24 protein-coding genes are annotated in these 21,702 nt (G+C 68.9%); 14 read left to right on the top strand and 10 right to left on the bottom strand.

Features of this window, described 5'->3' with window-relative positions; all coding sequences use genetic code 11:
* Positions 1 to 18: 18 nt before the first annotated feature.
* Positions 19 to 345 (bottom strand): cupin domain-containing protein, encoded by a 327-nt coding sequence (locus NP511_RS13600; RefSeq protein WP_006651091.1) that lies wholly within the window; start codon positions 343 to 345, stop codon positions 19 to 21.
* 113 nt (positions 346 to 458) lie between these two features.
* Between NP511_RS13600 and NP511_RS13605 the strand changes: the two genes are divergently transcribed.
* A complete protein-coding gene (locus tag NP511_RS13605) occupies positions 459 to 1,010 on the top strand; it encodes an XTP/dITP diphosphatase (RefSeq protein WP_049965928.1) in 552 nt (183 codons plus the stop codon).
* 42 nt (positions 1,011 to 1,052) lie between these two features.
* On the opposite strand, the gene NP511_RS13610 is transcribed toward NP511_RS13605, so the two are convergent.
* The 5 genes from NP511_RS13610 to NP511_RS13630 form a co-directional block, all read right to left on the bottom strand.
* Positions 1,053 to 2,189 carry a guanosine monophosphate reductase gene (locus tag NP511_RS13610; RefSeq protein ID WP_049965930.1) on the bottom strand — a complete coding sequence of 379 codons (1,137 nt, stop codon included), beginning with the start codon at positions 2,187 to 2,189 and terminating at the stop codon, positions 1,053 to 1,055.
* Positions 2,190 to 2,260: 71 nt separating this feature from the next.
* Positions 2,261 to 2,734: a DUF7384 family protein gene (locus tag NP511_RS13615; RefSeq protein WP_049965931.1), complete on the bottom strand. Its 474-nt coding sequence runs from the start codon at positions 2,732 to 2,734 to the stop codon at positions 2,261 to 2,263.
* 148 nt (positions 2,735 to 2,882) lie between these two features.
* Entirely contained in the window at positions 2,883 to 3,986 is a 1,104-nt protein-coding gene (locus NP511_RS13620) for a putative sulfate/molybdate transporter (RefSeq protein WP_049965932.1), read from the bottom strand.
* A gap of 150 nt (positions 3,987 to 4,136) precedes the next feature.
* A complete protein-coding gene (locus NP511_RS13625; RefSeq protein ID WP_049965933.1) occupies positions 4,137 to 5,762 on the bottom strand; it encodes a methyl-accepting chemotaxis protein in 1,626 nt (541 codons plus the stop codon).
* Positions 5,755 to 6,345, bottom strand: coding sequence for a heme NO-binding domain-containing protein (locus NP511_RS13630; protein WP_049965934.1), 591 nt, complete (start codon positions 6,343 to 6,345; stop codon positions 5,755 to 5,757). Before NP511_RS13630 ends, NP511_RS13625 begins: the two co-directional genes overlap by 8 nt.
* A gap of 248 nt (positions 6,346 to 6,593) precedes the next feature.
* Here NP511_RS13630 and NP511_RS13635 point away from each other — a divergent pair, with 248 nt between their 5' ends.
* Complete coding sequence (locus NP511_RS13635) at positions 6,594 to 7,628, top strand: AIR synthase family protein (RefSeq protein ID WP_049965935.1); 1,035 nt, start codon at positions 6,594 to 6,596, stop codon at positions 7,626 to 7,628.
* Here the strand turns inward: NP511_RS13635 and NP511_RS13640 are convergent, their stop codons facing one another.
* From NP511_RS13640 to NP511_RS13650, 3 genes are all read right to left on the bottom strand, one after another.
* Positions 7,629 to 8,831 (bottom strand): PQQ-binding-like beta-propeller repeat protein, encoded by a 1,203-nt coding sequence (locus NP511_RS13640; RefSeq protein WP_049965936.1) that lies wholly within the window; start codon positions 8,829 to 8,831, stop codon positions 7,629 to 7,631. It abuts the gene before it with no gap.
* Between the two features lie 70 nt (positions 8,832 to 8,901).
* Positions 8,902 to 9,258 (bottom strand): type II toxin-antitoxin system PemK/MazF family toxin, encoded by a 357-nt coding sequence (locus NP511_RS13645; RefSeq protein WP_049965937.1) that lies wholly within the window; start codon positions 9,256 to 9,258, stop codon positions 8,902 to 8,904.
* A 2-nt stretch (positions 9,259 to 9,260) separates the two neighbouring features.
* Positions 9,261 to 9,533: an AbrB/MazE/SpoVT family DNA-binding domain-containing protein gene (locus NP511_RS13650; protein WP_049965938.1), complete on the bottom strand. Its 273-nt coding sequence runs from the start codon at positions 9,531 to 9,533 to the stop codon at positions 9,261 to 9,263.
* A gap of 167 nt (positions 9,534 to 9,700) precedes the next feature.
* On the opposite strand from NP511_RS13650, the gene NP511_RS13655 reads away from it, so the two are divergent.
* The 5 genes from NP511_RS13655 (at position 9,701) to NP511_RS13675 (ending at position 14,545) form a co-directional block, all read left to right on the top strand.
* On the top strand, positions 9,701 to 9,898 hold the full coding sequence (locus tag NP511_RS13655) for a hypothetical protein (protein ID WP_049965939.1): 198 nt from the start codon (positions 9,701 to 9,703) through the stop codon (positions 9,896 to 9,898).
* Positions 9,899 to 10,009: 111 nt separating this feature from the next.
* The gene (gene thiD / locus NP511_RS13660; protein ID WP_049965940.1) at positions 10,010 to 11,371 is read left to right on the top strand and encodes a bifunctional hydroxymethylpyrimidine kinase/phosphomethylpyrimidine kinase; all 1,362 of its coding nucleotides are present in this window, start codon (positions 10,010 to 10,012) and stop codon (positions 11,369 to 11,371) included.
* The gene (locus tag NP511_RS13665) at positions 11,368 to 12,360 is read left to right on the top strand and encodes a TIGR03560 family F420-dependent LLM class oxidoreductase (RefSeq protein ID WP_049965941.1); all 993 of its coding nucleotides are present in this window, start codon (positions 11,368 to 11,370) and stop codon (positions 12,358 to 12,360) included. Before thiD ends, NP511_RS13665 begins: the two co-directional genes overlap by 4 nt.
* 74 nt (positions 12,361 to 12,434) lie before the next feature.
* Positions 12,435 to 13,856 carry an APC family permease gene (locus NP511_RS13670; protein WP_049965942.1) on the top strand — a complete coding sequence of 474 codons (1,422 nt, stop codon included), beginning with the start codon at positions 12,435 to 12,437 and terminating at the stop codon, positions 13,854 to 13,856.
* Positions 13,853 to 14,545, top strand: coding sequence for a universal stress protein (locus NP511_RS13675; protein WP_049965944.1), 693 nt, complete (start codon positions 13,853 to 13,855; stop codon positions 14,543 to 14,545). Before NP511_RS13670 ends, NP511_RS13675 begins: the two co-directional genes overlap by 4 nt.
* Positions 14,546 to 14,574: 29 nt before the next feature.
* On the opposite strand, the gene NP511_RS13680 is transcribed toward NP511_RS13675, so the two are convergent.
* The gene (locus NP511_RS13680) at positions 14,575 to 15,339 is read right to left on the bottom strand and encodes a universal stress protein (RefSeq protein ID WP_049965945.1); all 765 of its coding nucleotides are present in this window, start codon (positions 15,337 to 15,339) and stop codon (positions 14,575 to 14,577) included.
* Positions 15,340 to 15,458: 119 nt separating this feature from the next.
* On the opposite strand from NP511_RS13680, the gene NP511_RS13685 reads away from it, so the two are divergent.
* From NP511_RS13685 to mutS, 7 genes are all read left to right on the top strand, one after another.
* The gene (locus NP511_RS13685) at positions 15,459 to 16,592 is read left to right on the top strand and encodes an ABC transporter ATP-binding protein (protein ID WP_049965946.1); all 1,134 of its coding nucleotides are present in this window, start codon (positions 15,459 to 15,461) and stop codon (positions 16,590 to 16,592) included.
* The gene (locus tag NP511_RS13690) at positions 16,589 to 17,407 is read left to right on the top strand and encodes a hypothetical protein (RefSeq protein WP_049965947.1); all 819 of its coding nucleotides are present in this window, start codon (positions 16,589 to 16,591) and stop codon (positions 17,405 to 17,407) included. The genes NP511_RS13685 and NP511_RS13690 overlap by 4 nt, the downstream gene beginning before the upstream one ends.
* An 84-nt stretch (positions 17,408 to 17,491) precedes the next feature.
* Positions 17,492 to 17,737, top strand: a complete 246-nt coding sequence (locus NP511_RS13695) for a DUF7861 family protein (RefSeq protein WP_049965948.1) — start codon at positions 17,492 to 17,494, stop codon at positions 17,735 to 17,737.
* A gap of 48 nt (positions 17,738 to 17,785) precedes the next feature.
* Positions 17,786 to 18,109, top strand: coding sequence for a hypothetical protein (locus NP511_RS13700; RefSeq protein WP_006181501.1), 324 nt, complete (start codon positions 17,786 to 17,788; stop codon positions 18,107 to 18,109).
* A 50-nt stretch (positions 18,110 to 18,159) separates the two neighbouring features.
* Positions 18,160 to 18,408, top strand: a complete 249-nt coding sequence (locus NP511_RS13705; RefSeq protein ID WP_049965949.1) for a hypothetical protein — start codon at positions 18,160 to 18,162, stop codon at positions 18,406 to 18,408.
* Positions 18,392 to 18,781 (top strand): hypothetical protein, encoded by a 390-nt coding sequence (locus NP511_RS13710; RefSeq protein WP_049965950.1) that lies wholly within the window; start codon positions 18,392 to 18,394, stop codon positions 18,779 to 18,781. Before NP511_RS13705 ends, NP511_RS13710 begins: the two co-directional genes overlap by 17 nt.
* Positions 18,782 to 18,857: 76 nt before the next feature.
* Positions 18,858 to 21,533 carry a DNA mismatch repair protein MutS gene (gene mutS, locus NP511_RS13715; RefSeq protein WP_049965951.1) on the top strand — a complete coding sequence of 892 codons (2,676 nt, stop codon included), beginning with the start codon at positions 18,858 to 18,860 and terminating at the stop codon, positions 21,531 to 21,533.
* Positions 21,534 to 21,702: the final 169 nt, after the last annotated feature.

The raw sequence follows: 21,702 nt of genomic DNA on the forward strand, positions 1-21,702 counted from the left end.
GCGTCGCGGTTCCGATCCCTACTCCGTATACGCCTCGAGCGGCGGTGTGAACGCGTCGATGACGCGACACGGCTCGAGGGCACGCACACCATGGATCGTCCCCGGCGGGACGGCGTAGGAATCGCCCGCCTCGACGATCCGCGAGTACTCCCCGCGGAGTTCGAGTCGCCCCTCGATGACGAACGTCGCCTGCGTCGCCTCCTCGTGGGCGTGTGGTTCGCCTTCCGCGCCCTCCTCGAGTGCGTAGTGAACCAGCACGAGATCGTCGGTCGACGACAGTACGCGCCGCTGCCCGCCCTCGAGGTCGTCGATCCGTTCGGGGTCGTCCCACTCGGTGATGTCCATGATGTGTCATCCAGGCACCATATGATGGGTCTTTCGGGGCCGGAAGACCGGCTCCCGAACCGTCGGACGGGGCAACCGACGCCTATTTTCGGCCCGCGGCCCCCCGCTCGGATATGACCGTTCGATTCGTTACCGGCAACGCGGGCAAGGCGCGCGAGGCGCGGGACTATCTCTCGGGCATCGAGCCCGTCGAGCAGATCGAGTACGACTACACCGAGATTCAAAGCGACTCGCTCGAGGAAATCGCGGCCCACGGGGCCCGGGAGGCCTTCGACGAACTCGGGGGCGAGGAGCCGGTACTGGTCGACGACGCCGGCCTCTTCGTCGACGCGCTCGGCGGGTTCCCCGGCCCGTACTCTGCGTACGTCGAGGACACCGTCGGCGTCGAGCGGCTCTGGCGACTCGCGAGCGAGGAGGAGAACCGCCGCGCGCACTTCCGGACCGTCCTCGCGTACGCGGACGAGGACGGAACGGAGACGTTCGAGGGATCGGTCGCCGGAACGCTCGTCGCGCCCCGCGGCGAGGGCGGGTTCGGCTACGATCCCATCTTCGAGTACAACGGGCAGACGTTGGCCGAACTGAGTACCGAGGAGAAGAACGCGATCTCTCACCGCGGGCGCGCGCTGGCGGCGTTCACCGAGTGGTACGCCGACCGCGACGCGTAACGGGCGTGGCTCCCGCGGCTCGGCGATCAGTACGCTCGGTCGTCAGTCGTCGCTTTCTGCCGGCGGACTCGAGCCGTCGTCGGCCACGAGGTCCGCCTCGGTGACGGTCTCGGATTCGCTCTCGACGCTGACGCCCTCCCAGTCGTGGTCCGTGTGGTACCCCTCGCGGTCCTTCGCGCTGGGTGCGACGCGGATGAACTCGGCACCGTCCCGGGCGGCCGGGATGGTGTGTCCGCCGCAGTAGGAGAGTCCGGATCGGATGCCGGCGCAGAACTCCTCGACGACGTCGGCGACCGGCCCCTTGTAGGGGGTCAGGGCCTCGACGCCCTCGTCGGCGTCGACGTCGACGTCCTTGTCGTCGCGGTCCTCGGCGGCCGCGGTGGTCGCCATCCCCCGCGAGCGCTTGTATCGGGTGCCGTCGACCTCGACGACAGCGCCGGGTGCTTCCTCGGTGCCGGCCAGCAGGCTCCCGACCATCACGGTGTCGGCCCCGGCCATCAGCGCCTTGACCGCGTCGCCGGAGGTACGGATCCCGCCGTCGGCACAGATCGTCACGTCCAGGTCCTCGGCGGCGCTCGCACAGTCGTCGACGGCCGTCAACTGCGGGACGCCGGCCCCGGCGACCTTCCGGGTCGTACAATGCGAACCGGGACCGATCCCGACCTTCACACAGTCCGCGCCGGCCGCGGCGAGATCCTCGACGCCGGCGGGCGTCGCGACGTTCCCGGCGACGAGATCCGTCTCCGGGAACGCTTCGCTCAGTTGCTCGACGGCCTCGAGCGTCCGCTCCAAGTGGCCGTGGGCGACGTCGACGACGATCGCGTCGACGCCGGCGTCGACGATCGCGTCGCTTCGCTTGACGTAGTCCTCGTTGATCCCGACGGCGGCGGCCACCTGCTCGTCGGCCTCTTTCACTCGTTCGACCTGCTCGGCCTGTTCGGCTACCGTGAGAAACCGGTGTAACACGCCGAGGCCGCCGGCCCGTGAGAGTTCGACCGCCAGCTCGGCCTCCGTGACGGTGTCCATCGCGGCCGAGACCAGCGGCGTCTCGAGGTCGACGCTCGGCGTGAACGGCGTCTCGAGGTCGACGGTACTGCGGCTGTCGACGGGCGAGCGCTGCGGGACGAGGAGAACGTCCCCGTAGCTCAGTCCGGTCCGGAGATCACGTAGATTGGTCATTCCCCTCATAAATCAGGGGCTCCCACCGCATAAGTCACACGTTCTTCGTGTAGCGGTCCCGTCGCCGGCGGTTACGCTCGCGGGTCCCGGTCCGGCCCGGGGTACTCGCCATCCTCGACGGCCGCGTACAGACTCTCGGGATCGAACAGGCGCGCGAACGCGTCCGGCGGCCGGACGCTGACCGAGACGCGGGGCTGGAGCGTCAGGCCGGCCTCTGCCGATCGTAGCCGCTCGTCGTAGGAGAGCAGGTGCGCCGCCTCGCCCCGATAGGCCGACGCCAGCGCGGGATGGTCGCCCTCGGGCTGGTCGACCGCGACCCGCTCGGCCTCGAGGCGCTCGCGGTGATCGGCGGCGAGGTCGGCGTCGGCGAGTGCCGTCACCAACTCCTCGGTCGCCGCGAGCAGCGGATCGCTCGCGACCAGTTCGACCCACGAGTGCCGGCGCACGTGATCGAGCGCTTCGCGGGCCGACCCGCCGATCAGCAGGTCCGCCGCGAGGACGTCGGCGTCCGCGACGACGCGGGCGGGATCGGGCTCCTCAGGCATCGTCTTCCTCCCGGATCGCCGTGCGTTCCGCTCGGATCGACTCGAGATCCCCGTCGTACTCCGCGCCGCGATCGAACAGGTCGGCCCAGCTCGGTGGCATCGGTGACGGTTGGCGCTACGGGATGAAAGGTCGTCCGGCTCCCGACGATTATTCCATACAGGAGAGCAGCCAGAACGCGACGGCCCCGGCGACGAAGGCAACGCCGACGTTGACGACCGCGCCGACGGCCCCGACCCCTACCACGAGCGCGAGCGACCGACGGTCGTCGACTGGGTCGAACGCCGCTCGAGCCAGCTGACCACCGACGACGACCAGCAGGACGCCAAGCAGGGCCATCGGGAACGCCGCGAGGACGGCCCCGGCGGCGACCAGCGCGAGTGCGAGGTAGCCGACGCCGAGCAGGACGTTCGCGCCGCCGGTCCGCGCGCCGAAGGCGTACTTGCCGGCCAGCCCGCCGCTGCCGTGACACATCGGCACGCCGCCGAGCGGGACCGCCGCCAGACAGGTCACGCCCATGCTCCGCGAGAGCGCGTCGGCCGAGACCTCGCGGTCGTAGAGGTCGCCACAGAGCAGGGCGGTCGCGATGGCGGCGTTCCCGATCGTCATGCCCAGCTGGGCGACGGTCCCCTCGATGGCGGCCGCGGACAGCGCTGGCCGCCCGGCAGGGAAGACCGCGAGCGCGGGCGCGGTCGGCGTCGGAACGCCCGCCGTCGCGACGGCCGCGACCGCGCCGAGCCCGAGGACGACCAGTGCGCTCGTCCGGGCGTGGCCGACCAGCGCCAGCAGGCCGACGACGGCGAGCCCGGCCGCCGCTATGGACGAGTTCCCGACCGAGAGGTCGACCGCCGCCTCGAGCAGGAGCAGTGCGACGGCGAACTGGACGCCGCGGATGACGGGCTCGCCGACGATCCGCTGGAGCCGACCGACGAGCCCGAGCCGGCCGACGACGAGCAAGACCCCGCCGGCGAGCAGTCCGGCCGCGGCCAGTTCGGCGTAGGAAAGCGCGCCGACGATCGCCAGCCCGACCAGGGCCTTCATCGGCTCGACGGAGATCGGCAGGCCGTAGTGGAGTCCCCAGACGATCTGGAAGACGCCAAAGCCAAGCAGCACGTGGGGCAGCGAGACGCTCGTCGTCTCCCCGAGCGCCACCAGCAGCGGCAACACCGTAACCGAATCCCCTAGCGCACCCGTGAGTTCGCCCGCGGAGAACTCGAGGTCGCGATCGGCCCGCGACTCGACGGAGTACGCCATCTGTCCCCCGTAATTCGGGGACGGACTTGACTCTTGCCTGTAACTACTCTCCCTTTCGGGTCGGCGTAAGCGTAATCTATAGTGGTTATCGAACGGCGGGTCGGGACGCTCCCTCGAGCCGCGGGTCGGCGGCCGGCAGTCGGGTCGTCGCTATCGAGACGCGGTGCCGCCGTCGCCGATCGTCTCCGGCGTCGCGTCGGCCGTCGAGACGGCCTCCGGGTCGACGTCGTCGGCGGTCCGTGGCTCCGGCAGGTCGTAGCCGCTCTCGGTGTCGTAGGCGACGAGCTGTGCGTTCAGCTCGCCGGCCTGCTCGGTCAGGACGGTCGCGCTGCGGGCCACGTGGGAGAGTGCCTCCGCCTGGGCCGACGCCCGGCGGGCCGCTCGCGCCGAGGTCGACGCCGTCGCCGCGCTCGTCTCGGCGGCGTCCTCGACCAGCACGACGACCTGCTGAGTCGCCGACGCCTGCTCTTGGGTCGCCGCGGAGATCTCCTGGACGCCGTCGTTGGTCTCCTCGGCGAGTCCGGCGACCTCCTCGAGCGCGGTCGCGGCGTCCTCGACGTCGGCGACGCTGTCCTCGATTCGGCCGCGGCTGGTCCGGACCTCGTCGGCGGCGGCCATCGCCCGCTCTTTGAGTCCCTCGAGGCGCTCCTCGACGGTCTGGACCGAGTCGTAGACCTCCTCGGAGAGGGTCTGAATCTCGTCGGCGACCGCGCCGAAGCCCTCGCCGCCGGCCTCGCCCGAACGAGTCGCCTCGATGTTGGCGTTCAGCGCCAGCATGTTGGTCTGTTCGGCGATCTCGCTGATCGACTCGATCAGCTCGTCGATCCGCTCGGCTTCGGCCTCGAGCCCCTCGATCTCCTCGAGGGTCCGTTCGGTCTCGGTGTCGATCACGGCCATGCCGGTGATCGCGTCGCCCGCGGCCTCGCTTCCCTGCCGGCCGACGCGTGCGGTCCGGTCGGCGGTGTCGGCGACCTCGGAGGCGGTCGCGGCGATCTCCTCGACCGTCGTCGAGAAGTTCTCCATCTCGGCCGTAACGGTTCGTAATTGTTCGTTCTGTTCCCTGTTGTCCGCGACGACCTCGGTCAGCGCCTCGCTCGTGCGTTCGCCTTCCGCCTGTACCGCCTCCATACTGGTCGTGAGTTCGCGACTGTAGGTGACGACCTCGCCGGAAAAGGACTTCAGCGTCCCGAAGGTGTCCTCGATCTCCGCGAGCATCGCGTTGGAGTTGTCGGCCAACTCGTCGAGCGATTCGTGGGTGCCCGGCCGCTCGAACCGCCGGGTGAGATCGCCCGCGGCGACCGCTCGCGTCGTCTCCGCGTGGGCCTCGACCGTCCGCTCGAGTTCGTCCAGCGACCGGTCCGTCCGGTCGCGTTCGGCCAACTGCTCGCGAATGCTGGCCAGCGACGACTCGAGGGCCGCAAACTCGTCGTCGCGGTCGCCATCGAAGGAGTCGTCGTACTCGCCGGCCTCGAGGTGCGTCACCCGCTCGGTCAGGTCGGCGATCCCCTCGCGCAGCCGGTCGCGCTGGCCCGGCGCGGTTCGGGCGCTCGAGGCGGCAGCGATCCCGGCCGCGGTGGCGCCCGTCGCGACGACGCCGGCGACGCCGGCCCCGAAGACGGCCGCGGTCTGGCCGCCGAGCGCGACCGCCGCGACGGCGACGACGACCAGTCCGACCACGGCGACTACGAGGGCGAAACCGACCGGTCGATCCGATTGGATCACCCCGGGGATCGGCGACGAGGCGTCCGCGCCGGCCGCCTCGAGCGAGTCAGTCATTCGCCTCCCCGCTGCGGACGGTAGCCGTGTCCGCCTCGGCGGGTACTCGCCGCCGAATGTCGAAGACACAGGCGTCGTCGCCCTCGTGCATACAGGTCCGTTCCTCGGCGACGAGGTCCTCGTCGAAGCGGTCGGCGACGCCCTGGATCGCGCCGCGAGCCACGTCACAGAGTTTCCGGTCCGAATCGTAGGTGATCCGGACCCGGTTCTCGTCGACCCGCTCCGACCGAATGCGCGGGGTCGTCAGCGTCGTCATGTCCCGGGTCCGCAGTGAGGTATGGAACCGCTGGATGTTCGCGATGAGTTCGAGCCCCTCCCAGTCGTCGTCGATGTGGAGATCGTAGGTCTCGAGCAACGCGGGGACGACCCACCGCCCGTACTGGGTGAGGATCGTCCGCGGGCTCTGATCCGTGAGGTCGCCGGCAGTACGGGCGATCTCGTAGACGTCGCCGTCCGGATAGACCGTGACCGGGACGTAGACCTTCTCCTCGATGTCGGCCTCGTCCTGAATCGCTAGCCAGGCGTCCTCGCCGTAGGTGTCGACGACGAACGACTGGAGCGTCTGCAGGATTATGCCGTGCATTCCGCCTCCCCCCGTCCCGCGTCCCCGACGACGGTCGCTCCGAACATATCAGATTTCACGATTAGTAACCCTTCTTATGAACGTACTCGGTTAGGTTTTCACCCTGCACTGTTGGGTACCGGAATCGGGCGTGAGAGTCACCCGCTCGGCTCGAATCGGCGAGGCCGGCCGAGGTCGATGCCGCCGCCTGATTCCGATTACGAGCGGGAATCAGTACGTATAAGTCGACTGATTAATATCGATCAACCGTGAGCGACCTCGGAAAAATCGATCGCGCGTTCTTCGACCGCCACATCGCGCCGAACCTCGGTGCCGACCGCGACGACGTCGCCGTCGGGCCGACCCACGGCGTCGACTTCGGCGTCCTCGATATCGACGACCGCGCGCTGGTCACCGCCACCGATCCCCTCTCGATCCTGCCTGCCTTGGGCCTCGAGCGGGCCGCACGGTTCGCCCTCGATCTCGTCCTTGCGGACGTGGCCGTCAGCGGCGTCCCCCCGTCACATCTCTCGATCTGTTTCACGCTGCCCGAGGGGATGACCGACGACGAGTTCGCGACGGTCTGGGAGACGATCCACGCGGAGTGTGCGGACCTCGGCGTCGCCGTCGTGACCGGCCACACGGCGCGATATGCCGACCCGTCCCATCCGTGGGTCGGCGCGGCCACCGCGATGGGCGTCGGCGACTACGGCGACATCGTTCGGCCCGACGGGGCCTGTCCCGGCGACCGGCTCCTCCTGACGAACGGCCCCGCCGTCGAGGCCGTCGGCCTGCTGAGTACCCTCTTCGGCGAGGAAATCGACTGTCTCGCCGAGACGATCTCGGCCGCCCAGGACCGCCTCGAGGAGGTCTACGCCGTTCGGGACGCCCTCACGGCGGCCGCCGCGGGGCCGGTCCGGGCGATGCACGACGTGACCGAAGGCGGCCTCGCGGGCGCGTTGAACGAGATGGCCGACGGGGCCGACGCCCGGTTCGCGATCGACCGCGACGCCGTCCCGCTGCGCCCCGGCGTCCGCGAGGTCTGTGACGCCCTCGAGATCGATCCCTGGGCGGCGACAAGCTGTGGCTCGCTACTGATCGCGGTCGACCCCGACGGCGTCGCCGACGTCCGCGAGGCGCTCGCGGATCGGGGGACGCCGGTCGCCGAGATCGGCCGGGTCGAGGCGCTCGAGGGCGACGGCGGCGAGGTGCTGGTCGACGAGGACCGGCTCGCGCACCCGAACGCCGATCCCTCGTGGGACGCCTACGCGGAGTTGGCCGCCGCGGCGAGCGACGGCTCGTAATCACGAGAGAACGATCAACTCGGCGGTTTCCGTCTCGGTTCCGAAGACGTTCGTTGTCACGAACAGCTTCGAGTCGGCCGCGGTGACGAAGCCGACCGCGCCGGTGGGTTCGTACTCGAACCGGAGGTGGCGGGTTCGGTACGATCGAACCCCGATCCCGCCCTCGATGTCGATCGCTCGGAGCCGATCGCCGCCGACGTACACCGTGTCGCCGACGACGATCGGCGGATTGTGCGCGCTCTCGCCGAGATCGAGCCGCCAGCGAACGCTCCCGTCGGCCAGGTTGAGCGCGAACACCCGCGGTCCCGAGCGCGCGAGCAGTGTCTCGTGGGCGATAGCGATGCCGTCGTTGCCGAACCCGCCGATCTCGGTCTCCCACGCCCGCGCTCCGTCCGGTTCGAAGTACACGACCGTCCCGTCGCCGCCGACGACGGCGATGCCCCACTCGGACCCGCTCTGGTCTAGTGACCGCACCGCCGGACCGCTCCGAATGCCGGCCTCGACGGTTCGCCGCCACTGGACGGTCCCCCACTCGTCGACGGCGTACAACTCGCCGCCGTCGGTCGCGACGTAGACGTAGTCAGTGTACTTCGCGAGCGAGTGTTCCGGGGTCCCCAGTAGCTCCTGTTCCCACAGGCGTTCGCCGGTTCCGGCGTCGAGTGCGTGCAGAGAGTTGCCGCCGGCCGTGAAGACGCGGCCGTTCTCCCCGTCGTCGGTGACCAGTAGCGACCCCTGTCCGATGGTCGCCTCGAACGTCTCGCTCCACTCGACCGCGCCGCTCTCGAGGTCGCGAGCGGTCACCGTGTCCACTTCCGGGACGTACGCCAGCCCCTCGTACACGGTCGGTGCCCCGCGGTAGGTGTTGGCCTCGTTGTTCGGGTCGATCGACCAGCGCCGGTCCCCGCTCGTCCGATCGAACGCGACCACGTCGGTTCCGATCGTCGCGAGGACGGTCCCGTCGACCACGACCGGGTCGGCGGTCGCGTGCGCCGACTCGAGATCGACGCGCCAGTCGACGGTAGGGTCCTCGCGCGGTGCGACGCCGTCGGGGATCGCTCTCGAGTTCCGCCGATCCGCGCCGCCCGTCGGCCACGCGTACGATTCGTCCGTCCCGGGATCGACCGACAAACCGCCGAGACAGCCCGCGGCGGTCGCGATACCGGTCGCACCGAGGGCGGCCATTACTTCGCGTCTGGAGGGCATTCGATGATTGTTGGCGAGGCTAGACGAATGTATTTTATGGAACGGATGATCGAACGCTCCGCCTCGCCGCTCAGACCTCGCGCAGGCCGAGGCTGTACTCGAGGGCGGTGTCGACCTCGGCCATCCGGTCGTCCGGTACCGATCCGACGACGTCCGTGATCCTGTCGTCGATCGAGACGGTTCGAACCTGACTACAGAGCGCGACCGAGTCCTCGCGGAGGGCACACTCGTCGGCTGGAATCAGCACTTCGAAGGGATACTGCTCGCCCCCGTAGGACGTGGTGAAGGGGACGACGATCGTCGTCGGGGCGTTCTCGTTACCGACGTCGTTCTGGACGACGAGACAGGGTCTGGTCCCCCGCTGTTCGGAGCCGCGCGTCGGATCGAGTTCGACGACGACGACGATGTCGCCGCGGCGGACGTGCATCGTCACTCCTCCCAGTCGGGTGCGTCGCCGAGGGAGGCGTTCGCTTCCCGCGAGGTCCCGTCCATCTCGGCCGCGAGGTCGCGGTGGTGTTCGGCGCGGCGTCGATACCCCTCCGCGAGGTCCGCCCGCGACGTCGGTTTCTCGATGACGATCTTGTCGTCCTCCTCGCGGATCGTCACCTCGTCGCCGCCGTGGATATCGAACGCCTCTCGAAGCCGCTTCGGCAGCGTTACCTGCCCGCGATCGCCGACTTTCCGCGTTTCGGGCTCGCCCATACGTATTCATATCATATCCATACCGATAACGCTGCCGTCCGGGCTGCGTGTCGCCGTTCGAAACCGATCTCGACGGGACCTGCCGGCCCCCCTCTCCGCCGACGGGTCCGCCTCGAGCGACCGCGGGCAAGGCGTACCCGTCTCGAGGTCGTATCCCGCCGTGACCGATGAGCGACCTCGAACGGGAGAAGGCGGCGATCGTCGACGAACTCGAGGGGGAGCGATACACGCACACGGCCCTCAGGGAGCGGGTCGCGGACCGACACGACTGCAGCGAGGCGGCCGTCAGTCGCGCGATCTCGGCGCTCCACGACGCGGGCACGATCACGCACGAGCAGGGGTTCTTCGAACTCGCTGACGACTGACGGCGGGCGGTTCCCGACGACCGGCCGTCCTCGAGGCGTCGATCACACCGCGGACGACTCTCAGCGTCGCTGACCACCACCGCTTAGTATAAGCCGGGAATACGGTTTCGTATGCGAACACCAGCACCCGAGAGCCGGCCGGTCGCGCTGACGATCGCTGGCAGCGACTCCGGCGGCGGCGCGGGGATCCAGGCCGACCTCGCGACGATGGCCGCCCACGGCGTCTTCGGCACGTCGGCGATCACCGCCGTTACCGCACAAAATACCCGCGGCGTCGAGTCTTCGCACGTCCTCCCGACCGCGGAGATCGAGGCCCAGCTCGAGGCCGTCACCGACGACTTCGCGGTCGGCGCGGCCAAGACCGGGATGCTCGCGACGACCGAGGTCATCGAGACCGTCGCCGAGTACGCACAGGAGTTCGAGTTCCCGCTGGTCGTCGACCCCGTGATGGTCGCGACCTCGGGCGATCGCCTGCTCGAGCCCGAGGCCGAACGGGCCTACGAGGAGCTGCTGGGTACGGCGACGGTCGCGACGCCCAACGCCGACGAGGCCGAAGTGCTGACGGACATCGCCGTCACCGACGAGGAACGGGCCCGCGAGGCCGGCGAGGCGATCCTCGAGACGGGCGTCGACGCGGTCCTCGTGAAGGGCGGGCACGTCCCCGGCGAGCGGGTCCGGGACGTGCTGGTCACCGCGGAGACGGTCCGGACGTTCGAACACCCCCGCGTCGGGACCGAGGCCACCCACGGCTCGGGCTGTGCGCTGGCCGCCGCGATCGCGGCCCGACTGGCCACGGGTGAACCGCTCGAGCCGGCCGTCGAGGGGGCGACGGACTTCCTTGCCCGCGCGGTTCGGTACCCCTATGATGTGGGCGAGGGTCACGGCGCGGTCAACCACATGCACCCGCTGCGAAACGACGCCGCCCGGGAACCCACCGCCGAGGAGGTACAGGCGATCGTCGACCGACTCGTCGCGGCCGACGTCTCGGCGCTGGTCCCCGAAGTGGGAATGAACGTCGTCGGCGCAACCCCCTACGCCGAATCCGTCGCCGAGACCGCCGCCGTCGAGGGCCGGATCACGCGGACCCTCTCGGGGGTTCGACCCAACCGCGGGGTCCGGTTCGGGGCCTCGAGCCACGTCGCTCGCTTCCTGCTGTCCGCGCGGGAGTTCGTCCCCGCCCTCCGATTCGCGGTGAACTGCCGGTTCGACGCCGACGTCGAGGCCGCACTCGAGGCCCTCGCGTGGCCGATCGCCGAGTACGATCGCGGCGATCAGTCGGCCGAGATCAGGGAGACGGAGGGGAGTACGATGGGATGGGGTGCCCGGCAGGCGTTCGCGGACCGCGAGGAGCCCCCCGTCGCCGTCGTCGATCGCGGCGAGGTCGGCAAGGAGGCGCTCGTGAAGATCGTCGCGGCCGACCCCGAAACGCTCGCCGACCGGACGCTGGCGCTCGAGCGCGAGGTGACCCGATGAGCCCCGCCGACGGCGACGCGCCCGCCCTCGAGACCGGAATCATCCTGCCGCAGTACGGCACCGAGATCGGCACGGTTCGGGACACCGCACTCGAGGCCGAGCGGCTGGGCTACGATGCGGTCTGGCTCGAGGATCACTTCCAGTCGTGGATCGGTGACCCCCGGCGAGCGACCCATGAGTGCTGGACGACGCTCAGCGCACTCGCGGAGGCCACCGACGAGATTCGGCTAGGGACGCTCGTGACCAGTCAGTCCTACCGCCATCCCGCCCTGCTGGCGAAGATGGCGGCGCAGGTCGATCGGATCAGCGACGGCCGGCTCGAGCTGGGACTGGGCGGGGGCTGGTACGAGGCCGAGTACGACCGCTTCGGCTACGAGTTCCGCGAACCGCCCGCCGAACGACTCCGCCGGCTCGCCGAGACCATCGAAATTCTGCAGGGGCTGTGGACCACCGAGACCTACAGTCACGAGGGCCGACACCTCGAGGTCGACCTCGAGGACGCCTTCTGTGAACCACAGCCGGTCCAGGAGCCCCACCCGCCGATCTGGATCGGCGGCGGGGGCGAGCAGTTTACGCTGCGCTACACCGCCGAACTGGCCGACGGCTGGAACTACGGCACGCTTGAGCCCGCGGGCTTTGCCGACAAGCTCGACGTGTTGCGCGATCACTGCGAGAGCGACGCCCGGTACGACGAGATACGCAAGTCCGCCGAACTGTTCGTCTTCGTCGGCGAGACGACCGCGGCCGCCGAGGCGAAGCGCGAGTCGTTCCGCGACGAGTTCCTGCCCGCGGACGGGCCGAGCGAGCCCCGGGAGTTCTTCCTGTCGGGCTACCTCGAGACGGCACCCACCGGAACGCCGGCCGAGGTCCGCGATCGGCTCGCCGACTACGCCGACGCCGGCATCGAGGAGGTCATGCTCGCGATCCCGAACGCGGCCGACGACGGGGACGAGAGTCTGGCGCTGCTGGCCGCGGCACTCGCCGCGTGACGTTCCGCCGGCGGACATCCCAGCGGTCAGTACTCGACAGTAGAGCTATACGGCAGGCGTGAGACGCACCCGGTATGAGCGATTCGTCGTCGGTCGGCGGGACTAACGTCGACGGGGAGTCACCGCAACTCGAGCCGACGGTCGAGACCGACGAGGCGACGATCACCGACGACGCCGAACTCGAGCGGACGCTCGGGCTCACTGGTGGCCTCGCCATCGGGATCGGGACGATGATCGGGGCCGGCATCTTCGTCTTTCCGGGACTCGCCGCCGGGCAGGCGGGCCCTGCCGCGGCGGGCTCGTTCGCGATCGGCGCGCTCGTCGCCCTGCTGGTCGCGTTGCCGACGTCGGAACTCGCGACGGCAATGCCGAAAAGCGGGGGCGGCTACTACTACATCTCCCGCGGTCTGGGGACGCTCGCCGGGACCGTCGTCGGACTGTCGCTGTGGTTCGGGCTGGTGTTCGCGACGGCGTTTTACCTCGTCGGCTTCGGCTACTACGCGGTCGATACGCTCGCCGAACTCGGGGTCGCGGTCGGCGACGGACTCGTCATCCCGCTGGCGCTGCTGTTCGGCGCGGGTTTTACCGTGTTGAACGTCACCGGGACGGAAAACGCGGCGAAGCTCCAGAACGGGATCGTCGCGTTGCTGCTGTCGATTCTGGTCGTCTTCCTCGGGTACGGCGGCCTCGACGCAATGGGGCTCATCGGCGACCCGTCCACGCCCGAACAGTTCGCGCCCTTCGGCACGATGCCGATACTGACGACCGCGGCGCTCGTGTTCACCTCGTATCTCGGCTTCGCACAGGTCGCGACCGTTGCCGGGGAGATGAAAGACCCCGGCCGGAACCTGCCGCTGGCGATGGTCGGCTCCGTCCTCATCGTCGGCGTCCTCTACGTGGCGACGATCTTCGTCGCGACGAGCGCCTTCGGGAGCGAACGACTCGCCGAGTTCGGCGAGACGGCCATGGTCGAGGTCGGCCGCCACTACCTCGGCGCGGCCGGTGCCGTCGCGATCGTCTTCGGCGGGCTGCTCGCGACCATGTCGAGCGCGAACGCGTCGATTCTCAGCACGTCTCGAGCCATCTACGCCGTCTCGAAGGACGCCCTGTTGCCGCGGCGGGCGAGCCACATCAACCTCCGCTACGGCACGCCACACGTCGCGCTGGGGTTGGCAGGCGGGCCGATCCTCGTGTTGGTCGCGACCGGCCGCGTGGAACTGCTCGCGGAGGTCGCTTCCTTTCTGCATCTGGTCATGTACGGGCTGATCTGTGTGGCCCTGCTCGCACTGCGGCGCGACGAGCCGGAGTGGTACGACCCCGACTTCCGGGTCCCCGGCTATCCCGTCGTTCCGATACTCGGGGCGCTCGCCAGCTTCGCCCTGATCGGCTTCATGCAACGCGCGTCACAGCTCATCGGCATCGCGATTATGGTCGCGGCCGCCGGGTGGTACGCCTACTACGCCCGCGACGTTACGCTCAGGGGGGCGCTCCAATGACCCGCGTCCTCGTCCCGCTGGCGATCCTCGAGGGTGAGACGGTCCCGGCCGGCCTGCCGACGCTGCTCGCCCCGGCGGACGTGACGGTACTCGGCTATCACGTCCTGCCCGAACAGACGCCGCCGGACCAGGCGCGCCTCCAGTACGAGGACCGGGCGACCGCCGCCCTCGACGACCTCGTCGCCGAGTTCGAAGCGGCCGGCGGCGCGGCCGATCATCGTCTCGTGTTCACTCACGACCGGGAGCAGACGATCGACCGGGTCGCCGCGGAAACGGGAGCGGACGCCTACGCCATCACTGGCGTGACCGGACCGGTCGATCGGCTCCTCGTGGCGCTCTCGGACGCCGCCGCCGTCGACCGCATCGGTTCCTTCGTCGCCGACCTGGTCGCCGGCCGCGAGATCGACGTCACGCTCTTTCTCGCGACCGACGACGAGCCCGGCGGCCGCGAATCGCTCGAGGCGGCCGCCGAAGCCCTCGCCGCGGCCGGTATCGACGTCGAGACCGAACTCGCGGTTGACGACGCGCCGTTCGAGGCGCTTGTCGACGCCGCGGCGGACCACGACGCCATCGTCATGGGCGAGCAAGCACCGTCGCTCCGGTCGTTCCTGCTGGGTGAGGACGCCGAGCGGGTCGCCGCCGAGTCGGTCGGTCCGGTACTCATCGTCCGGAGTTCCGACGGCGCGTGATCACTGCGTGTGGGTGTTCCACACGGTCGCTACTCCTCGTTTTCGCCGCCGTGTTCCGTGTCCTCTGCTGTCGTCTCGAGGTACTCGCCGCGAATCACGAGGACCGGATCGACCGTCTCCCGTGCCAGTCGTTCGACGCGGTCCCGGAAGACGTACCGGCGGATCGACGGCCGACTCTCGCCGAGGACGAGGAGGTCGTGATCCGCCGCGGCGTCGAGGATCGCCGCCGTGGGCGAGTCGTCGACGACGACCGTGCTGTCGATCCGCCCGTCGTCGAGGCCAGCGGCCACCAGTTCCGACCGCGCCGTCTCGAGCAGTTCCGCGCCCGCGTCCCGCGCCCCCTCGTCGGCCGCGACGTGAAAGAGGGTGATCGAGAGGGTCGTGTCGGCGAGGACCGTACAGAGTAATCGGGCGATGTATTCGACGTTGACGTCGCTCCGAATCGCGACGAGTACCGTCTCGAGGACGGGCGCTGGGTTGAGGATAAGGACGGCGTCGCACGATTCCTCGACGGCGACGCGTTCGAACGTCTTCAGTCGGGAGTGGGTAAACGCCAGTCGCGACGCGACGTCACAGCCGGCGTCCTCGAACACCGTCCGTCGCTCCGCGAGTTCGGCCCGCATGCGATCGCCGTACTGATCGCGTGCCTGCTCCGTGCCGGTCTGGTCCGGGAGTTCGCGATAGCCCAGCAGGACGACCGGAATCGACGCGAACGCGTCGACGAGCGTCCGCGGAACGCTCTCCCCCTCGAGGACGTCGACCGGGATCAACACGCGATGGGCGCGGTCTGACATGACTGACGAGTGACTCTCCCACGGGCAGCGTAATATATCCCGGCCGACGACAGCCCCCTCGAGCCCCGTTTCGGCGGACGGCCGCGCGTTTTTGTAGCTCGGCCACTTAAACCAGTACCGTGACGGCGCGAGAAAACAGCGTGACGACGAACGGAACGGACGCCGTGGCCGCGTTCAGTGAGGGAGCCGGTGCGCCGCCCGGCGACGACGCGGTGGGGACTGACCGAGGGTTCGACCGGGAGCGGCCACCGACCGAGACGCGCCCGGACAGCCGCGAGCCGTCGGCGACGGATAGTCGCGACGTCGCCGTCTCCGTCGACGGACTCTCGAAGCGGTTCGGGGCCGGCGAGACGGCGGTCACCGCGGTCGACGACGTGAGCGTCGACATCGAGACCGGCTCGATCGTGGGCCTGTTGGGGCCGAACGGTGCCGGTAAGACGACGCTCATCAAGTCGATTCTCGGGATGGTCGTGCCGGACGCGGGCAGCGTCCGGATCCGTGGCATCGACCTCCGAGAACGACCGCGGGCGGCCTACAGCGCCGTCGATGCCATGCTCGAGGGAGCGCGCAACGACTACTGGCGGCTGACCGTCCGGGAGAACCTGCGGTACTTCGCTACGATCAGCGGCGTCGATCCGAACTCGGTCCGCGACCGCCACGACCGGCTGCTGGCCCAGCTCGACCTCGAGGCGAAGGCCGACGTTCCGGTCCGCGACCTTTCCCGGGGGATGAAACAGAAGGTGTCGCTGGCGAGCGTCCTCGCCGGTGGTGCCGAGGTCGTCTTTCTCGACGAACCAACGCTGGGTCTGGACATCGAGAGTTCCCGGACGCTCCAGCGGGAACTGCGACGCCTCGCCGCGGAGGAGGACCTCACCGTCGTCCTCAGCAGCCACGACATGGACGTCGTCGAGACGGTCTGTGACCGCGTTCTCATCATGTCCGACGGAGCGATCATCGCGGACGACACCGTCGACGCCTTGCTGTCCGACACGGACCGCCACTGCGTTCGGATCACGAGCGCCGACATCGACGCCGCGCTCGTCTCGCGACTGCGACGGCACTTCGACGCGATCGAGGCCGAGCGACGCGACGCCGGCCACCGGATCGAGGTCGTGACCGACAGCGACGGCCTCTACGTGCTGCTGGAGCGGCTCCGCGACGCCGACGTGACCCTCGAGCGCGTCCGGACGGTCGAGCCGGACCTCGAGGACGTCTTCGTCGAACTGACGAGCGACGATCGGGGTGAGCGATGAGCGCGGGCGCGGGTCGGGAGGATGCGGCCGAAGCGCCGCGGCCGGCCGGCTACCGGCACCTCGCGCGGGCCGTCCTCTATCGCGAGTACCTGATCTTCGTTCGCTACCCCGCAAACGCCGTCGGCGGGCTCGTCATCTCGGTGTTTTTCTTCGGGCTGCTGTTCTACGGCGGCCGGGCGATCGCCGGACAGGCCTTGACCGACTCGATCGAGGGGATCATCGTCGGCTACTTCCTGTGGTCGCTCTCGGTCGGGGCGTACTCCTCGATCGCGAACGATATCGGGAGCGAAGTCCAGTGGGGGACCCTCGAGCGCCACGTCATGTCGCCGTTTGGCTTCGCCCCCGTGGCGCTGTTGAAGGGCCTCGCCAAGATCGTCCGGTCGTTCGTCACCTCGTCGGTGCTGCTGGCGGTGATGCTGCTCATCACCGGGCGGAGCCTCGAGTTGAACGTCCTGACGATCGTCGTCGTCGCGACGCTCAGCATCGTCTCGGTGCTGGGGCTCGGACTGGCCGCCGGCGGCGTGACCGTCCTCTACAAGCGGGTCGGCAACTGGCTCAACCTGCTCCAGTTCGGCTTTATCGTGCTGATCTCCGCGCCCGCGTTCGACCTCGGCTGGCTGCGGTTCTTCCCGCTCGCCCAGGGCAGCGCGCTCCTCCAGCGGACGATGATCCACGACGTCCGCCTCTGGGAGTTCCCTGCGGTCGATCTCGCGATCCTGCTCGGGGTCGCCGTCGGCTACGTCGCGCTCGGCTACGCGATCTTCCAGTACGCGACCCGTCGGGCGAGACGGCTCGGCGTCCTCGGGGACTACTGACCCGCTTTCAGCCCGCCGGACCGACGGCGTCCGGAACCGTCGCCCCCCGCCAGACTCTCCCCCGTGGCACCCGTTCGATTTCGTATGGCCCACGACAGGATCCACGCGCGGAAACCGACACACGACCTCGAGCGGTGGTCGGTCGGAACGATCGCCGCCATCGACCAACGGGACGGTCACGCCGTTTTCGAGGTAATCGCCGAGGGCGGCGAGTCGGTCGAACTCGTCGTGACGGTCGCGATCCGGGATCTCGTCCTCCGGCGACTCGATCTCGCGGCCGACGAGTCGCCGATCGGTGCCCGCGTCTGGTACCGCACCCGCGGCGGCTGACGGTCGCGGACCGATACCTAGTTTTCGGTGGCGACGGTACCGTGGGGCATGGTCGAGAGCCCGTTCGACGTGACGATCGAGGTTGGCGAGGTACTCGAGGCCGAACCGTTCCCCGAAGCCGAGAAACCCGAGATGACCAAGCTGTGGATCGACCTCGGCGACGAGGAGATCCAGTCCGCGGCGCAGTTGGACCACCATCACGACGCCGCCGACCTCGAGGGCCGGCAGGTGCTGTGCGCGACGAACCTCGGCTCCGTGCGGATCGCGGGGTTCAAATCGGAGGCGCTGACCGTCGGCGTTCCCAGCGAGGAGGGGTATCCCGTGCTGGTCTCGCCGGACGAGGACGTGCCGCTGGGCGGAACGCTGTACTGATCTTGGGAATAGTCTAAGTAGTACCCACTGTAACCGTATACGTGTGAAAGATGGGGACGGAAACTGACGACCGCGGACGGCTCTATCTCTCGAAGGATCTCCGTGAGCGACACGGAGAGCGTTTTCACGTCGTCGAATACAGCGACCACATCGAACTGATCCCGATCGACGACGACCCGCTCGAGGGACTTCGAGAAGCCGTCGGCGACGCGTTCGACGACAAATCGATCGACGAACTGCGCGACGAAGCCCGGGAGTTGGCCCGCGAGGAGGCAGCGAACGATGTACGTCGAGACTGATTTCCTGCTAGCGCTTCTCAAGGACTCTGACTGGTTGCAGGCCGAGGCGAAAGCTGCCCTCGACGAACACGAGGTAGAAACGTCGATCCTCGCCTACGCAGAACTCTTTCTCCTCCTCGACGACTACGACGTCGATCGCGTTCGAGCGATTTCCAACCTCGTCGAACTCGTCCCGGTTCGGCCCGAGGAACACTCACAGGCCGTTCTCAAGGCGGTCAAGTATCAGGACGAGTACGGGATGACGAACTTCGACTCGCTTCACGCGGGGATGGTCGACACGTGGGAGACGCCAGTTCTCGGTAGCGAACGTGACTACGACGACCTCGAGATCGAGCGCATCCCGCTCGAGCCGACGAACGAGGAGTCCGAGTAGGGCCGTCCCGTCGCTGCCCGGCCACGTTCACCGCGGATCCCGCAGGGTTTTTGCGGTGGAGGGACAGTCACCGGATATGACCGAGGCGACGGGGATCGTCGGCGAGTTCTTCTCGCTCAAGGAAGACACCGACGCCGACCTCCTGACGATGCAGTGTGGCGATTTCTACGAGTTCTTCGGGGAGGACGCCGAACTCGTCAGCGAGGAACTCGACCTCAAAGTCTCACAGAAGTCCTCGCACGGTTCCTCCTATCCGATGGCCGGCGTGCCGATCGACGACCTGACGCCCTATCTCAAGGCCTTAGTCGAACGCGGCTACCGCGTCGCCGTCGCCGACCAGTACGAGACCGATTCCGGCCACGCCCGGAAAATCGTCCGCGTCGTGACCCCCGGCACCCTACTCGAGACGAGCGACGCCGACGCCCAGTACATGGCGGCGGTCGTCGACGGGGGCGAGATCGGCGGGGCGAGCAGTGACGGCTACGGCCTCGCGTTCGCCGACGTGACGACCGGCCGCTTTCTCGTCGCCGACGCCGACGACGCCGACGAGGCGCTGACGGAACTCTACCGGTTCGACCCGGTCGAGGTCCTGCCCGGCCCCGAGGTGCGGACGGACGACGACCTGCTCGGGAAACTTCGCGAGCGCGTCGACGCGACGCTGACGCTCCACGAGACCGACGCGTTCGCGCCGAAACGCGGTGCCCACACTGTCCGTGAGCAGTTCGGAACCGAGACCGTCGACCGACTGTCAGTCGGCGAGCAGACGCTTGCGGCCGCCGGTGCGGTGCTTTCCTACGTCGAGGAGACCGGCGCGGGCGTGCTGGCCTCGATGACCCGCATCCAGGCCCACCACGGCGACGACCACGTCACCTTGGACGCGACCACCCAGCGCAACCTCGAGTTGACCGAGACGATGCAAGGCGAGCGCGACGGCTCGCTGTTCGCGACGATCGACCACACCGAGACCAGCGCCGGCGGCCGCCTGCTCAAAGAATGGCTCCAGCGGCCCAGACGGTCGCTCGAGACCCTCGAGGAGCGACAGGCGAGCGTCGACGCGCTCTCGACGGCGGCGCTGGCCCGCGACGAACTGCTGGATCACCTCGGCGAGGCCTACGATCTCGCCCGCCTCGCCTCGAAGGCCAGCCACGGCAGCGCCGACGCCCGGGATCTGGTTGCCGTCCGCGAGACGCTGGCCGTCCTCCCGGCCGTGGCCGAGACGATCGAGTCGACGCCGGCACTGGCCGACTCCCCCCTCTCGGCGATCGTCGACCGGCCGGACCGGGCGGCCGCCCGGGAACTGCGCGAGACCCTCGAGGAAGCCGTCGCCGAGGACCCGCCGTCGACGGTGACGCAGGGCGAACTCCTCCGGAAGGGGTACGACGCGGAACTCGACGAGGTGATCGAGCGCCACGAGGAAGTCAGGGAGTGGCTCGATACCCTCGCCGAGCGCGAGAAGCGCCAGCACGGGCTCTCACACGTCACCGTCGACCGGAACAAGACCGACGGCTACTACATTCAGGTCGGCAAATCGGCCGCGGACGGCGTGCCCGACCACTACGAGCAGATCAAGACGCTGAAAAACTCCAAGCGGTTCACGACCGAGGAACTCGAGGAGAAGGAACGCGACGTCCTCCGACTCGAGGACCGACGCGGCGAGTTGGAGTACGAACTCTTCGCAGAACTCCGCGACGAGGTTGCCGAGCGGGCGGCACTGCTGCAGGACGTCGGCCGGGCCTTAGCGACGATCGACGCGCTGGCGAGTCTGGCGACCCACGCCGCCGAGAACCGCTGGGTGCGGCCGGAACTGCATCGGGGCGATGACCTGACGATCGAGCAGGGCCGCCACCCGGTCGTCGAACAGACGACGGAGTTCGTGCCCAACGACGTCCGCATGGACGAGGACCGCGGCTTTCTGGTCGTCACCGGCCCCAACATGTCCGGCAAGTCGACGTACATGCGACAGGTCGCGTGTATCGTCCTGCTGGCCCAGATCGGGAGCTTCGTTCCGGCCGAGTCGGCCGAGATCGGCGTCGTCGACGGCATCTTCACTCGCGTCGGCGCGCTCGACGAACTCGCCCAGGGCCGGTCGACGTTCATGGTCGAGATGAGCGAACTCTCGAACATCCTCCACACCGCGACCGAGGAGTCGCTGGTCATCTTGGACGAGGTGGGGCGGGGCACCGCGACCTACGACGGTATCTCGATCGCCTGGGCCGCGACGGAGTACCTCCACAACGAAGTGAAAGCGAAGACCCTCTTCGCAACCCACTACCACGAACTGACCGGCCTCGCCGAGAACCTCCCCCGCGTCGCCAACGTCCACGTCGCGGCCGACGAACGCGACGGCGAGGTCACCTTCCTCCGGACGGTCCGAGACGGCCCCACGGACCGCAGCTACGGCGTCCACGTCGCCGACCTCGCCGGCGTTCCGGACCCCGTCGTCGACCGCTCGAGGGAAGTCCTCGAGCGTCTACGCGAGGAGAAGGCCATCGAGGCGAAAGGCGGGGCCTCGAGCGAGCCGGTGCAGGCGGTCTTCGATCTGGGCAGCGGGACGATGCAGACCGGGTCCCAAGACCGGTCGCAGGCGGCGTCGACCGACGGCGGCCCGGCGGCGAACGACGCCGCAGGCGGGTCGCTCGATCCCGAAACCGAGGCCGTCCTCGCGGACCTCGAGTCGATCGACGTCAACACGACGCCGCCGATCGAACTCGTCTCGCGGGTCCAGGAGCTACAGGAGCGACTCGAGGAGTGACCCGGCCGCCGACGCCGCGTTCGATGTCGGAGAGCGAGAGGTAGCGATCGGTGTTCGGATGGGTTCCGAAAACGGAGCGGCTGAATCGACAGGTGGACATGCGAACTTATCGAAGAAGTCGGAGCGTTAGCAGAGCCACCATCGGACCGAGGAACAAAATCAAACCAAC

Source organism: Natrinema thermotolerans, from assembly GCF_031165565.1.
Taxonomy (GTDB): domain Archaea; phylum Halobacteriota; class Halobacteria; order Halobacteriales; family Natrialbaceae; genus Natrinema; species Natrinema thermotolerans.